Source organism: Nonomuraea angiospora (assembly GCF_014873145.1).
Lineage (GTDB): Bacteria > Actinomycetota > Actinomycetes > Streptosporangiales > Streptosporangiaceae > Nonomuraea > Nonomuraea angiospora.
Map to the genome: position 1 here is coordinate 6,964,687 of NZ_JADBEK010000001.1, position 13,110 is coordinate 6,977,796.

Here is a 13,110-nt window from a genome sequence, read left to right on the forward strand (position 1 = left end):
CCACCCCCCTCAGTAGCCGAAGGCCCGGTCGACGGCGTCGAGCACCCGGTCCAGGTCGGGCAGGTAGTGCTCCTCCAGCTTCGAGGGCGGGTAGGGGGTGGAGAAGCCGCCGACCCTGAGCACCGGCGACTCCAGGTGGTAGAAGCACTGCTCCGTGATCCTGGCCGCCAGCTCGGCCCCGTAGCCGCTGGTGACGGGGGCCTCGTGGACGACCACCACCCGCCCGGTACGGCGCGCGGAGTCCATCACGACCGCCTCGTCCAGCGGGTTGAGCGAGCGCAGGTCGATCACCTCCAGCGAACGGCCGTCGTCCTCGGCGGCCGTGGCGGCCTCCAGGCACGTCTTGACCATCGGGCCGTAGGCCAGCAGCGTGACGTCGGACCCGGGCCGCACGACCCGGGCCGCGTGCAGCGGCGGCCACCAGTCGGTGGAGCCTGTGTCGATCTCGGCCTTCTCCCAGTAGCGCCGCTTGGGCTCGAAGAAGATCACCGGGTCGTCGCTGCGGATGGCCTGCTGGATCATGGTGTACGCGTCGGCCGGGTTGGAGCAGGCCACGACGCGCAGGCCGGCCGTGTGGGTGAAGTACGCCTCGGGCGACTCGCTGTGGTGCTCGACCGCGCCGATGCCGCCGCCGCACGGTATGCGCACGACGACCGGGAGCTTGATCGCGCCCAGCGAGCGCATCGGCATCTTGGCGAGCTGCGTGATGATCTGGTCGGCGGCCGGGAAGACGAACCCGTCGAACTGGATCTCGCACACCGGCCGGTAGCCGCGCAGCGCCAGCCCGATCGCGGTGCCGACGATGCCCGACTCGGCCAGCGGCGTGTCGATGACGCGGTCCTCGCCGAAGTCCTTCTGCAGGCCGTCGGTGACCCGGAAGACGCCGCCCAGCTTGCCGACGTCCTCGCCCATGACGAGGACCTTCGGGTCGTCCTCCATGGCCTTGCGCATGCCCTCGTTGAGCGCCTTGGACAGGCTCATGACCGTCATTTGGCGAACCCTTCCAAGTACGCCGCGTACTGGGCGCGCTCCTGGTCCATCAGGGCGTGGGGTTCGCGGTAGACGTGGTCGAAGATGTCGAGCGGCTGGGGGTCGGGCATGGCCAGGCAGCGCCTGCGCAGGTCGGCCCCGAGCTGGTCGGCCTCGGCGTCGACGGAGTCGAAGAACGACGGGTCGGCGTGCTCGTTCTTGAACAGGTACGACCTGACCCGCTCGATCGGGTCCTTGAGCTTCCACGCCTCCAGCTCGCTGGCCACGCGGTAGCGCGTCGGGTCGTCGGTGGTGGTGTGGGCGCCCATCCGGTACGTGAACGCCTCGATGAGCGTCGGCCCCTGGCCGGTGCGGGCGGCCTCCAGCGCCTTCCTGGTCACGGCCAGGCAGGCGAACACGTCGTTGCCGTCCACCCTGACCCCGGGGAAGCCGAAGCCGGAGGCGCGCCGGTAGAGGGGGATGCGGCTCTGCTTCTCCAGGGGCTCCGAGATGGCCCACTGGTTGTTCTGGCAGAAGAACACGATCGGGGCGTTGAACACGCTGGCCCAGATGAACGACTCGTTCACGTCGCCCTGCGAGGTGGCGCCGTCGCCGAAGTAGACGATCGTGGCGGCGCTCGCGTCGTCGCGCTGGATGCCCATCGCGTAGCCGACCGCGTGGAGGGTCTGGCTGCCGATCACGATCGTGTACAGGTGGAAGTTGTGCTCCTGGGGGTCCCAGCCGCCGTGGTTCACGCCTCTGAACAGGCCGAGCAGCTTGACCGGATCGACGTCGCGGCACCACGCCACGCCGTGCTCGCGGTAGGTGGGGAAGGCCATGTCGGAGTCGGTCAAGGCGCGGCCCGAGCCTATCTGGGCCGCCTCCTGGCCCAGCAGCGAGGCCCAGATGCCCAGCTCGCCCTGGCGTTGCAGCACCACGGCCTCCAGGTCGATGCGCCGTACGAGGACCAGGTCGCGGTAGAGCGACCGGACCTCCTCATCCGTCAGGTCGATGTCGTAGTCGGGGTGCTCAACCCGCTCGCCCTCGGGGGTGAGCAACTGGACGAGCTCCGGAGGTGCGTCAGAGGCACCACGAGAGGCGTCGACTGTCACGAGGCCTCCTTCGTCGGCCTCGTGACAGAGGTGCTGTGTCCATTGATGACCTCGACAAGCTCGGTCATGAGCCACTCCTGTGCGGTCGTCAGGGCAGGTCCTCGATGGGGTTGCCACCTTGGGCCCGCCTTCCAAGCGATGAACCATCTGGTGGTGGTTCGTACGCGTTTGGGGACATCGTGGCAGACGTCACAGCCCTGCGCGCAAGCCCCATGCCCTCCCCGTTCCCGTTGTGTCGGCAGCCACACGCGCCGGTAGGCTGTGCTTCCCAGTCACCCACCGCATCCAGGAGGAACGCAGTGGCCCGCGTCATCGTGGACGTCATGTTGAAGCCCGAGATCCTCGACCCGCAGGGCCAGGCGATCGCCAGGGCGCTGCCCAGGCTCGGCTTCTCCGGCGTTTCGGCCGTGCGGCAGGGCAAGCGCTTCGAGGTCGAGCTCGACGGCCCGGCCGACGAGGCGGCGCTCGAGGAGGTCCGCAAGATGGCCGAGACCCTGCTCGCCAACACGGTGATCGAGGACTACAGCGTCCGGGTTGAGGATTAGGGGAGATTTGCCGCCCGGATTCCCCCCTGGCCGGTTAAAGCGGGGTTCGGAGGCGGCACAATGCCACGGGCATGCCAACAGTAAATAACAACAACGTGATTTTGCGGTTAGCCCCGTTTTCACAGGGAAACCTACTCCAGGTGACGTTCTGGCGCCCGGAGGAGTCCGGTGGATATTGAGTTCTCGTTGGCACTGCCTCGGGATGCGATCGGCATACCGATGGTCAGGCGAGTGCTGGGCGATGCCATGCGTTCACTCAACGTGAGTGAGACGTGCATCGCCGACATGCTCCTCGCCGTCTCCGAGGCATGCTCCAACGCGGTGCGGCACGGGGGGCCCGCCAACCGCTACGAAGTGAGCGCGGCGATCGGCTATGGCCGCTGCGACGTGCGCGTCGCGGACAGCGGCGACGGGCTGCCGACGATGCCGCCGCACTTCCCTCCACCCGACACGGAGAACGGCCGCGGCCTGCTGATCATGCGCTCCGTGGTGGACGAGATCTCCTTCGGCATCACACCCGGCCGTGGCACCACGGTCCACCTGCGCAAGCACCTCGCCTGGGACGACTCGGCCGACGCCCGTCCCCGCGAGCTGGCAGCAGTCTGACCTGCGCCTTCGCCCGACGCACGAGCCGATGTGGACCACCCGGCAGCACCCGATAATCTGAAGACACCGCCGCAGACCACCGTCCACCCGAAGAGACGGTGGCGCGTGCGCGCGCATTCCTCGGAGGGGACGACTGTCATGAGCGCTGCCCGTGTGGGCGTAGTCACGTTTCCAGGAACTCTCGACGACCAGGACGCCGCCAGGGCCGTACGCCTCGTGGGCGCGGAGGCGGTGCCGCTGTGGCACGCCGACCACGACCTGAAGGGGGTCGACGCCGTCTTCCTGCCCGGCGGCTTCTCCTACGGCGACTACCTGCGCTGCGGGGCCATCTCCCGGTTCGCGCCGCTGATGGACGAGCTCATCCCGGCCGCCAGGGCGGGGCTGCCCGTGATCGGCACCTGCAACGGGTTCCAGATCCTCTGCGAGGCCCACCTGCTGCCCGGGGCGCTGACCCGCAACGCCTCGCTCCACTACGTCTGCCGTGACCAGCGGGTCCGGATCGAGCAGACGGCCACCCCCTGGACCAGTTCCTTCGAGCCCGGCCAGGAGATCGTGCTGCCCGTCAAGCACGGCGAGGGCCGCTACGTGGCCTCGGAGGACACCCTGGCGGCGCTGGAGTCGGGCGGCCACGTGGTCGTGCGCTACGTCGGCGGCAACCCCAACGGCTCGCTCAACGACATCGCGGGCATCCGTAACGAGGCGGGCAACGTGGTCGGCCTCATGCCGCACCCCGAGCACGCGGTCGAGGACCTGGTCGGCGCGCCGAGCACCGACGGCCTCGGGTTCTTCACCTCCGTCCTCAAGAAGCTGGTGAACGCATGACTGACAGTGTGAAGCGGGCTGGCGAGACGCCCGACGAGCCGATGCCCTTCGCCGAGCTGGGGATGAAGCAGGACGAGTACGACCGGGTCAAGGACATCCTGGGTCGCCGTCCCACCGGCTCCGAGCTGGCCATCTACAGCGTCATGTGGTCCGAGCACTGCTCGTACAAGTCGTCCAAGGTGCATCTCAAGCAGTTCGCCACCAAGGCGCCCAAGTCCGAGGCGCTGCTCGTGGGCATGGGCGAGAACGCGGGCGTGGTGGAGATCGGCGACGGCTGGGCGGCCACGTTCAAGATCGAGTCGCACAACCACCCGTCCTACGTCGAGCCGCACCAGGGCGCGGCCACCGGCGTCGGCGGGATCGTCCGCGACATCATGTCCATGGGCGCGCGCCCGATCGCGGTGATGGACGCGCTGCGCTTCGGCGGCGCGGACGCCGTGGACACCCGCCGGGTCCTGCCCGGCGTGGTCGAGGGCATCAGCCACTACGGAAACTGCCTGGGCCTGCCCAACATCGGCGGCGAGGTCGTCTTCGACCCCTGCTACATCGGCAACCCGCTGGTCAACGCCCTGTGCGTGGGCCTGCTCCGCAAGGACCAGATCAAGCTGGCCACCGCGCCCGGCCCCGGCAACAAGGTCGTGCTGTTCGGCGCGTCCACCGGCCCCGACGGCATCGGCGGCGCCTCCGTGCTGGCGTCGGCGACCTTCGAGGACGAGTCGCACGCCAAGCGGCCCGCCGTGCAGGTGGGCGACCCGTTCATGGAGAAGCTGCTCATCGAGTGCTGCCTGGAGCTGTACGCGGCCGACGTGGTCGTCGGCATCCAGGACCTCGGCGCGGCCGGGGTGTCGTGCGCGACGACCGAGCTGGCCGCCAAGGGCACCGGTGGCATGCACGTCGACCTCAACCTCGTCCCGCTCCGCGACCCCTCGCTCAGGCCCGAGGAGATCCTCATGAGCGAGTCGCAGGAGCGGATGATGGCCGTGGTCCGGCCCGACGACATCGCGGCGTTCATGGCTATCTGCGACAGGTGGGACGTCCCCGCCACGGTCATCGGCGAGGTCACCGACACCGGCCGCCTGGTCATGACCTGGGACGGCGAGGTCATCGTGGACATCCCGCCGGGCACGGCGGCCGACGACGGGCCCGTCTACGAGCGCCCCTACCACGAGCCGTCCGGGCAGGCCGCGCTCAACGCCGACACGCCCGACCGGCTGGAGCGGCCCGCTGACCTGCGGGCCACGCTGTTCCAGCTCCTCGGCTCGCCCAACCTGGCCTCCAAGGAGTGGGTGACCTCCCAGTACGACCGCTACGTCCGCTCCAACACCGTGCTGGCCCAGCCGGCGGACGCGGGCATGCTGCGGATCTCTGAGGTCATCGCCGGCGCGGAGCCGACGACCAGGGGCATCGCGCTGTCCACCGACGGCAACGGCCGCTACGCCAAGCTCGACCCGTACGCGGGGGCGCAGCTGGCGCTGGCCGAGGCGTACCGGAACGTGGCCGTGACCGGTGCCAAGCCGCTGGCCGTGACCAACTGCCTCAACTTCGGCTCGCCCGAGGACCCCGAGGTCATGTGGCAGTTCGCCGAGGCCGTGCGCGGCCTGGCCGACGCGTGCCGCACCCTGGGCGTGCCGGTGACCGGCGGAAACGTCTCCTTCTACAACCAGACGGGCTCGACGGCCATCCACCCCACGCCGGTCGTGGGCGTGCTCGGCGTCATCGACGACGTGGCCAAGCGGGTGCCGTCCGGGTTCACCGCCGAAGGGCTGAAGGTCGTGCTGCTCGGCGACACGCACGAGGAGTTCGGCGGCTCGGAGTGGGCGCACGTCGCGCACCACCACCTGGGGGGGCTGCCGCCCCGGGCCGACCTGCACGCCGAGCAGGCGCTGGCGACCGTGCTGGTGGAGGCCGCCAAGAGGGGGCTGCTGGAGGGCTCGCACGACCTGTCGGACGGCGGGCTGGCCATCGCGCTGGCGGAGTCGTGCCTGGCGCGGGGCGTCGGGGCCTCGGTGGCGCTGAGCGGCGACGCCTTCACCGACCTGTTCAGCGAGTCGGCCGCGCGGGCGCTGGTCACGGTGCGGCCGGAGGCCTACGCGGAGTTCGCGTCGCTGTGCGGGCGGCACGAGGTGCCCTGCTACGGGCTCGGCACGACCGGGGGCGCTTCGCTGGTGGTCGAGGGCGAGTTCGAGGTGGCGGTCGAGGAGCTGCGGGAGACGCACTCGGCGGCGCTGCCCGCGCTGTTCGGCTGACGGTCTTCCGGAGGGCCGGTACGGGTTGCCCGTACCGGCCCTCTTTCGCGTGTTACGCCTTCTTCTGGCCCAGGCAGACGACGTAGACGGTGCCGCTGACGCTGGTGCCGTGGTTGCCGCTGCTGGTGGTCTTCTCCTCGGTGGTGGTGGAGGAGTAGGTGTTGTAGCCGTTGTCGTCCTTGGCCACGCTCACCGTCCATCCGGTGCCGCCGCCGCTGGGCGCGCTGCTCATGACGATGGCGTTCTTGAGGGCGGTGAACGAGAAGCCGCCGCCGGTCGCCATGCCGCCCTTGTCGCAGGAGGCCGTGGCGGAGCCGGTCGAGGTCAGGGACGCGGTCTTGGTGTAGGAGGTGTAGCTCGCGCCGTCGCCGGGCTCGCCCTTCGGCCCCTGCGGGCCCGCCGGACCCTGGGGGCCCCGCGGGCCCTGCTCGCCCTTCTCACCCTGCTTGCCGGGGAGGCCGTCCTTGCCGTCCTTGCCGTCCTTACCGGGGAGACCGTCCTTGCCGGGCAGGCCGTCCTTGCCGTCCTTGCCAGGCAGGCCGTTCTTGCCGTCCTGACCGTCCTGGCCGTTCTTGCCGGGCTGGCCGTCCTTGCCGTCCTCACCGTCCTTGCCGGGGAGGCCGTCCTTGCCGTCGGCGCCCTTCGGCCCCTGGGGGCCGGTGTCGCCCTTGAGGCCCTGCGGGCCCTTCGGGCCGATGTCGCCCTTCGGGCCCTGGGGGCCGGCCGGGCCGGTCTCGCCCTTCGCGCCCTGTGCCCCCTGCTGGCCCTGCTGGCCCTGCTGGCCCTGCTGGACGGTCGTCTGCGAGGCGCCGCCGATCAGGATCCGCTCCTCCGTCTTCCGGCACTTCGTGGTGGGGTTGACGATGCGGGCGTACCGCGTCTTCTTGTGCACGCAGGCGTGCACCTCGCCGGCGGCCGACGATGCGGTGGCGACGCCACCGACGGTGAGGAGCGAGGCGGCCAGCGCCCCCACGGCGGCGAGGGTGAGCGTGCGCCCACCGCGAATCTTGTTAGCCACGGCTGTCCTTCCGAACAAGTGATGCTCATGTTGTCCATGAGATTCACGTTTCAACCGTTCCAATAGGTGACAAGAACTACATAACGTATCCATTACGAAACGGAGGGTTACTGACCAGATTGACAGGATTTGGCGACACCGGTGAGTAAAACGACGCATTGGCGGCCTCGATCTCCGGTGGATAATCGGGTCTGTGTCAACCCCCTACCTGCCTCCCGCCACCCAGCCCGTGCGCGGTGTGGTCTGGGGCATCCACCTGGTGCTGCCCCTGCTGGGGCTCTGGGTGCTGCTGGCCCAGCCCGAGTTCAACGTCATGTGGCACCACAACCTCAGCCACTTCTGGATGATCATCACGGTGGCCGGGATCAACGTGGTCCTCGGAGTGATGATCAGCGAGGCGTCGCGGCGCCGCCAGGACGCCCGGCTGTTCCTCGTGTCCATGGTCTTCCTGAGCAGCGCCGGCTTCTTCTTCATGCACGGCCTGGCCACGCCGCAGATCATCCTGCCGATCGGCTCGCTGGGCTTCGACGTGGGCCAGCAGGTGGGGCTCTCCGTCGCGGCGGCGTTCGCGTTCGCCTCGGCGCTGCCGCTGGGCGACGCGGCGGCCAGGAAGGTGCTGGACGCCCAGCACGTCATCCGCGCGGTGCTGTTCGGCTTCATGCTCGTCTGGGGCATCGCGTCGCTGGTCCCGGGGCTGACGCGGCTCAGCGAGCCGCCGCCGGCGTCGCCGGTCGACTGGCTGGCCTGGCTGTCCATCCCCGGCGTCCTGCTGTACGGCGCGGCGAGCGTGATGATGTTCCTGCTGCACCGCAAGCGCCCGTCGGCCATGCTGATCAGCCTGATCACGGCGTACGCGCTGCTGGCCGAGGCCATGGTCGCCGGGATGTCGCAGCTCAACTGGCATCTGTCCTGGTGGGAGTGGCACCTGTTGCTCACGCTGGCCTTCGTCTTCGTGGCCTACAGCGCCTACCTGCAGTTCAGGCGGGAGGGGTCGAGCGCGGGCCTGTTCGACTCGGTGACGCTGGCCGCGACCGTGCGGCGCATCCAGCAGGACTACGACAAGGCCCTTGAGGAGCTGGTCGAGCACGTACGGCGGGGCGAGCCGCTGGCCGCGGCCCGGCTGTCGGGCAAGTTCCGGCTGAACGAGAGCCAGGTCGCGGTGCTCGACCGGGCGGGCGAGGCGCTGGCCAGCGAGCGCGAGCTGTCGGGGCGGCTGGCCGCCCTGGTGTCCGTGAGCGCCCAGACCCGGGTGGGCCTGCCCGAGGACCAGCTCCTGGCCACGGCCCTGGACCGGGTGCGGCAGGCGTACGGCGACGTGAAGATCGGCCTGGTCGCGGAGGGCAAGGCGGAGATCGGCTCGCGCGAGTACGACTTCGCCGGCGACCAGCCCGTCAAGCGCGACAACCTGCTGGCCTTCCCCCTGACGGTCAAGGGCCACCTGGCGGGCGTGCTGGAGGTGCCCGTCGGGCGCACCCAGCAGGACGAGGCGCTGGCCGCCACGCTGGCCGGGCAGCTGTCGATCTCCTTGGAGAACGCCCGCCTCTACCGGGAGCTCGACACGCTCTTCAGGCAGTACATGTCGCCCGACGTGGCCAACGCCCTGCTGGCCGACCCGGCGCAGGCCGCGCTGGGCGGCGAGCTGAAGGAGCTGACCGCGCTCTTCGCCGACCTCAAGGGCTTCACGACGTTCTCCGAGAAGGTCACGCCGGGCGAGATCGTCGAGATGCTCAACCGCTACCACACGGCCGCCGTCCCCTGCATCCTCAGCAACGGCGGCACGATCGTGCAGTTCGTCGGCGACGCGCTGCTGGCCCTGTTCAACGCGCCCGCCGCCCAGGCGGGCCACGCGCGGGCCGCCTGCAAGGCCGCGCTGGAGATGCAGCGGGCCGCCGCCGAGGTGGCCGAGGAGATGGCGTGGAAGCGGGTGGACGACGTCCCGTGGCCGACGTTCCGGGTGGGCGTCAACACCGGTCCCGCGCTGGTCGGCAACATCGGCAGCCCGGAGCTGCGCGGCTTCAACGCAATGGGCGACTGCGTGAACGTGGCCGCCCGGCTGGAGGGCATCGCCGAGCCGGGCACGGTCGTCATCGGGGAGACGACGCTCAGGCAACTGGGACGTGGCGCGTCGGTGAACCCTCTCGGCCCGCTCAGCCTCAAGGGCAAGGAAGAGCCCGTCAACGCGTACGTTCTGACTGATTTGCAATAGAAGGGTGACTCCCGTACCGCCATAATCGGGCGCATGGAGCCAGAGTCCGGCGAGTTTCTGTCCATGCTCACCGAGGAGGAGGTGGCGGCCCTGCGCGCGGCAGGCCGGCCGCGGCGCTGGGATCGCGGCACCACCGTGATCAACGAGGGCGACACGTCCGACTGGGTCCTCGTGCTCATGGAGGGCCGGGTCAAGTGCTCGTCGCACACGAGCGCCGGCACCGAGGTGGTGCTGGCCGTGCGCGGCCCCGGCGCGCTGCTCGGGGAGATGTCGGCCATCGACGGCTCGCCCCGCTCGGCCACGGTGACCGCGCTGGAGCCGATCTCGGGCATCGTGGTGCGGGACTTCTCGTCGTTCCTGGAGTCCCACGGGCGCATCGCCGTGCTGCTCATGCAGCTCGTCACCGGCCGGTTGCGGGACGCGGACAGGAAGCGCATCGAGTACGGCGCGTTCGACACCACGGGCCGGGTCGCAACCCGCCTGCTGGAACTCGCCGACCGGTACGGCGAGAAGACCAACAGCGGGGTACGCGTGGCGCTGCCCCTGTCGCAGGACGAGCTGGCCGGCTGGACGGGCGCCTCCCGCGAGGCGGTCAGCAAGGCGCTGCGCACCCTGCGCGACCGGGGGCTCATCGAGACCGGGCGGCGACGCGTGGTCATCCACGACCTCGACGGCCTGCGCAAAAGGGCCCGTTAGAGCCCGTACGTACACCGCACGTCATAGTGGAGGGCATGGTCGCGGTCATTCCTCACGACGCCAGCCGCTTACGCTACGCCTGGCAGGTCTGCGCGGTCACCAGCCTGGGCCTGGTGCTCATCGGCATCGCCGGCAGCACGCTCAACGTCGCGCTCCCGACGGTCGTGCGCCACTTCCACGCCGACGCCCTGGAGTCGGGGTGGATCCTGCTGGCGTTCCTGCTGGTGAACACCGCGAGCCTGGTCTTCTTCGGCCGGGTGGCCGACCTGCTGGGCAGGCGGGAGGTCTACCTGACGGGGTTCGCGATCTTCACGGTGGCCTCGCTGCTGGCCGGGCTGTCGCCGAACGTGTGGTTCCTGATCGCGATGCGCATGCTGCAGGCGGTCGGGGCGGCGATGATCCTGGCGAACGGCACGGTGATCATCACGGACGCGTTCCCGCCCGACCGGCTGAGCCAGGGCATGGGCGTCTACATCGGTACCTTGTCGGTGGCGCAGCTGGCCGGGCCCACGCTGGGCGGGCTGATCGCGGAGACCGCGGGCTGGCAGTGGATCTTCTGGGTGAACGTGCCCGCCGGGCTGGCCGCGCTGACCGTGGGGGCGGTGATCCTGCGCAGGATGCCCAGGCGGCCGAAGGAGCCCGTGGACGCGCTGGGCAACGTGCTGCTGTTCGCGGCGCTGACGGCGGTGCTGCTGGCGCTGTCGGAGACGGGCTCGGCCGGGCTGACCAGCCCCGTGGTGCTGACCGGCGTGGCGGTCTTCCTGGTGCTGCTGCCGCTGATCGCGCTGGCCGAGCGGCGCTCCTCGAACCCGGTGCTGGACCTGCGGCTGTTCGGCGGGCGGCTGCTGGCCTACGCGAACCTGGCCTCGTTCTGCAACGCCCTGGCCCGCTCTGCGCTGATCCTGGTGGTGGCGCTGTACTTCCAGGCGGCCAGGGGGGTGGGCGCGTTCGAGGCGGGGCTGAGCGTGCTGCCGGTGCCCGTCGGGATCGGGCTGGCCTCGCCGGTCGTGGGGCTGCTGGGGCGGCGGGTGTCGCCGTACGCGCTGTCCATCGGCGGGGCGGTGCTCAGCGCTCTCGGGCTCGGGACGCTGATGCTGACCGCCGATCCCGCCACGCCGTACTGGGTGATCGGGATCGGCCTGTTCGTGGCCGGCTGCGGCAGCGGAACGTTCCTGACCGGCAACACCACCCAGGTCATGCGGGCGCTGCCGACCGGCAGCCTGGGCGTGGTCAACGGCTTCCGCGTCATGATCATGAACGTCGGCATCGTGATCAGCGTGGGCCTGTCGCTCAGCGTCCTGACCGCCTCCGTGGGGCCGGGGCTGCGGGCCCAGGTGTACGCGGGCACGCTGTCCAGGCTGTCGCCGGTGGCGGTGGGACAGCTCATGGACGGCTTCCAGCGCGCGTACGCCGTGCTGTTCGCCGTGGCCCTGGCCGGCGCGCTGCTCGCGGCCCTGGCGCGCCCTCAGAGGGCGGTGGCGAGCCTGGACTCCACGTCGCGGTAGCGGGAGACCGGGATGAGGTGGACGCCGTCGAAGGCGCCCGAGTCGCGCAGGGCGAGCACCTGCTCGCAGGCCGCCTCCACGCCCGCCATGCGGTCCGCGGCCACCTTCGCGATCAGGTCCTCCGGCAGGTCGATGTCGGGGATGGCGGCGGCCAGCATCCTGGCGTGGCGCTCGCTGGCCAGCACCATGACGCCCGCGTAGACCGGCACGTCCACGGGGTGGGCCTCGCGCCAGCGCAGCTGTGCCTCCAGCGAGAAGCCGACCTGCAGGAACAGGAAGTCGGCCGCGCGCTTCCACGTGGGCAGCGAGCGCATCGAGGCCGCCGCGCCCAGCCGCATGCCGGGCGAGAACTCCCGGGCCTCCTCGATCATCGAGCGCACGGTGAGGTCGCTGGTCCGGTTGCCGCTCGTCGGCTTGTCGCCGTAGACGAACAGGAACTGGTCAACCCCGTAGGCCGCCGCCGTGAGCAGGTCGCGGCGGAAGCCCAGCAGGTTGCGATCGCGCGAGTTGAGGCAGGCGATGCCGCGCCCGCCCATGGCCTGGACCTCGTGCGCCACCGCCACGCTCGACACCGTCGCGCGCCCGATGTGGTTGTCGGGGATGAGGAACGAGTGGGCGATCTTGCTCATGGTGCCGATCTGGTGCCTGACGTGCTTCAGATCGGGCTTGGTGGGAGGTTCGATCTCGCAGATCAGCTCGAATGGCATGGTCGAGACTCTAACCCTTGGGTGCGAGCGCCTCTATGCCGCCGAGCACGAGATCGACGCCGAACGTGTCGTACAGCCCCGGCTCCGTCCCCTTGACCAGCGGTGAGGCCATCTCGACCAGGTGCGGGTACGCCTCCTCGGGCAGCGACCGCAGGCCCGCCAGCTTGGCCCTGAGCACCTCCGGGGCGACGGTCTTGACGTGTACGGGGGCGTCGGCGATGGCGATGGCGCTCTGCAGCAGGTATTTGCTGATCAGGCAGCTCTCGTCGATGCCGAACCCGGCGCTGCGGGCCAGGCCGAGCGCCTGGTTCCAGACGGCCAGGAAGTTCGGCACCTCGACGGGGTCGATCTGCTCGATCACGCTCTTGGCGCAGGGATGCGTGCGCAGCGCCCTGATCAGCCCCTCGATCAGGTCGCGGAACTGCTCCCGCCACGGGCGCTCGTCGGCCTGCTTGGGCGCGAAGCCGCCGATCAGGTGGTCGGCCATGCCGACGAGCAGCTGCTCTTTGTTCTTGTAGTGCCAGTAGAGGGCCATCGGGGTCACGCCCAGGTCCGTGGCCAGGCGCCGGATCGTCACGGTGTCGAGCCCTTCGGCGTCACCGATCTCCAGGGCCCGCTCGGCGATCGCCTGCGCGGTCAGTTTTCCCATCACGGTTGACAACTATACGCCGTACAAGT

At 70.2% G+C, this 13,110-nt stretch carries 12 protein-coding genes; 7 read left to right on the forward strand and 5 right to left on the reverse strand.

Features of this window, described 5'->3' with window-relative positions:
* Nucleotides 1-9 precede the first annotated feature (9 nt).
* Together H4W80_RS31450 and pdhA are read right to left on the reverse strand one after the other, a co-directional pair.
* Nucleotides 10-990 (reverse strand): alpha-ketoacid dehydrogenase subunit beta, encoded by a 981-nt coding sequence (locus tag H4W80_RS31450; RefSeq protein ID WP_192788393.1) that lies wholly within the window; start codon nt 988-990, stop codon nt 10-12.
* On the reverse strand, nt 987-2,081 hold the full coding sequence (pdhA, locus tag H4W80_RS31455) for a pyruvate dehydrogenase (acetyl-transferring) E1 component subunit alpha (protein ID WP_192788394.1): 1,095 nt from the start codon (nt 2,079-2,081) through the stop codon (nt 987-989). The genes H4W80_RS31450 and pdhA overlap by 4 nt, the downstream gene beginning before the upstream one ends.
* A gap of 299 nt (nt 2,082-2,380) precedes the next feature.
* Between pdhA and purS the strand changes: the two genes are divergently transcribed.
* The 4 genes from purS (at nt 2,381) to purL (ending at nt 6,300) form a co-directional block, all read left to right on the forward strand.
* Nucleotides 2,381-2,626 (forward strand): phosphoribosylformylglycinamidine synthase subunit PurS, encoded by a 246-nt coding sequence (gene purS, locus H4W80_RS31460; protein ID WP_185069016.1) that lies wholly within the window; start codon nt 2,381-2,383, stop codon nt 2,624-2,626.
* Between the two features lie 219 nt (nt 2,627-2,845).
* Nucleotides 2,846-3,232: an ATP-binding protein gene (locus tag H4W80_RS31465; protein ID WP_192788395.1), complete on the forward strand. Its 387-nt coding sequence runs from the start codon at nt 2,846-2,848 to the stop codon at nt 3,230-3,232.
* Nucleotides 3,233-3,370: 138 nt separating this feature from the next.
* A complete protein-coding gene (gene purQ / locus H4W80_RS31470; protein ID WP_192788396.1) occupies nt 3,371-4,054 on the forward strand; it encodes a phosphoribosylformylglycinamidine synthase subunit PurQ in 684 nt (227 codons plus the stop codon).
* On the forward strand, nt 4,051-6,300 hold the full coding sequence (gene purL, locus H4W80_RS31475; RefSeq protein WP_192788397.1) for a phosphoribosylformylglycinamidine synthase subunit PurL: 2,250 nt from the start codon (nt 4,051-4,053) through the stop codon (nt 6,298-6,300). Before purQ ends, purL begins: the two co-directional genes overlap by 4 nt.
* Before the next feature lie 52 nt (nt 6,301-6,352).
* Here purL and H4W80_RS31480 read toward each other — a convergent pair whose 3' ends face one another.
* Entirely contained in the window at nt 6,353-7,318 is a 966-nt protein-coding gene (locus H4W80_RS31480; RefSeq protein ID WP_225963769.1) for a collagen-like protein, read from the reverse strand.
* Nucleotides 7,319-7,511: 193 nt separating this feature from the next.
* On the opposite strand from H4W80_RS31480, the gene H4W80_RS31485 reads away from it, so the two are divergent.
* The 3 genes from H4W80_RS31485 to H4W80_RS31495 are packed head-to-tail and all read left to right on the forward strand — an operon-like array spanning nt 7,512 to nt 11,725.
* Nucleotides 7,512-9,524 (forward strand): adenylate/guanylate cyclase domain-containing protein, encoded by a 2,013-nt coding sequence (locus H4W80_RS31485; protein ID WP_318787151.1) that lies wholly within the window; start codon nt 7,512-7,514, stop codon nt 9,522-9,524.
* 33 nt (nt 9,525-9,557) lie between these two features.
* On the forward strand, nt 9,558-10,220 hold the full coding sequence (locus H4W80_RS31490) for a Crp/Fnr family transcriptional regulator (protein WP_192788399.1): 663 nt from the start codon (nt 9,558-9,560) through the stop codon (nt 10,218-10,220).
* A gap of 35 nt (nt 10,221-10,255) precedes the next feature.
* Nucleotides 10,256-11,725: an MFS transporter gene (locus tag H4W80_RS31495; RefSeq protein ID WP_192788400.1), complete on the forward strand. Its 1,470-nt coding sequence runs from the start codon at nt 10,256-10,258 to the stop codon at nt 11,723-11,725.
* Here H4W80_RS31495 and H4W80_RS31500 read toward each other — a convergent pair.
* Together H4W80_RS31500 and H4W80_RS31505 are read right to left on the reverse strand one after the other, a co-directional pair.
* A complete protein-coding gene (locus H4W80_RS31500; RefSeq protein ID WP_192788401.1) occupies nt 11,686-12,432 on the reverse strand; it encodes a methylenetetrahydrofolate reductase in 747 nt (248 codons plus the stop codon). The genes H4W80_RS31495 and H4W80_RS31500 overlap by 40 nt on opposite strands.
* Before the next feature lie 10 nt (nt 12,433-12,442).
* Nucleotides 12,443-13,081 (reverse strand): TetR/AcrR family transcriptional regulator, encoded by a 639-nt coding sequence (locus H4W80_RS31505; RefSeq protein ID WP_225965469.1) that lies wholly within the window; start codon nt 13,079-13,081, stop codon nt 12,443-12,445.
* Nucleotides 13,082-13,110: the final 29 nt, after the last annotated feature.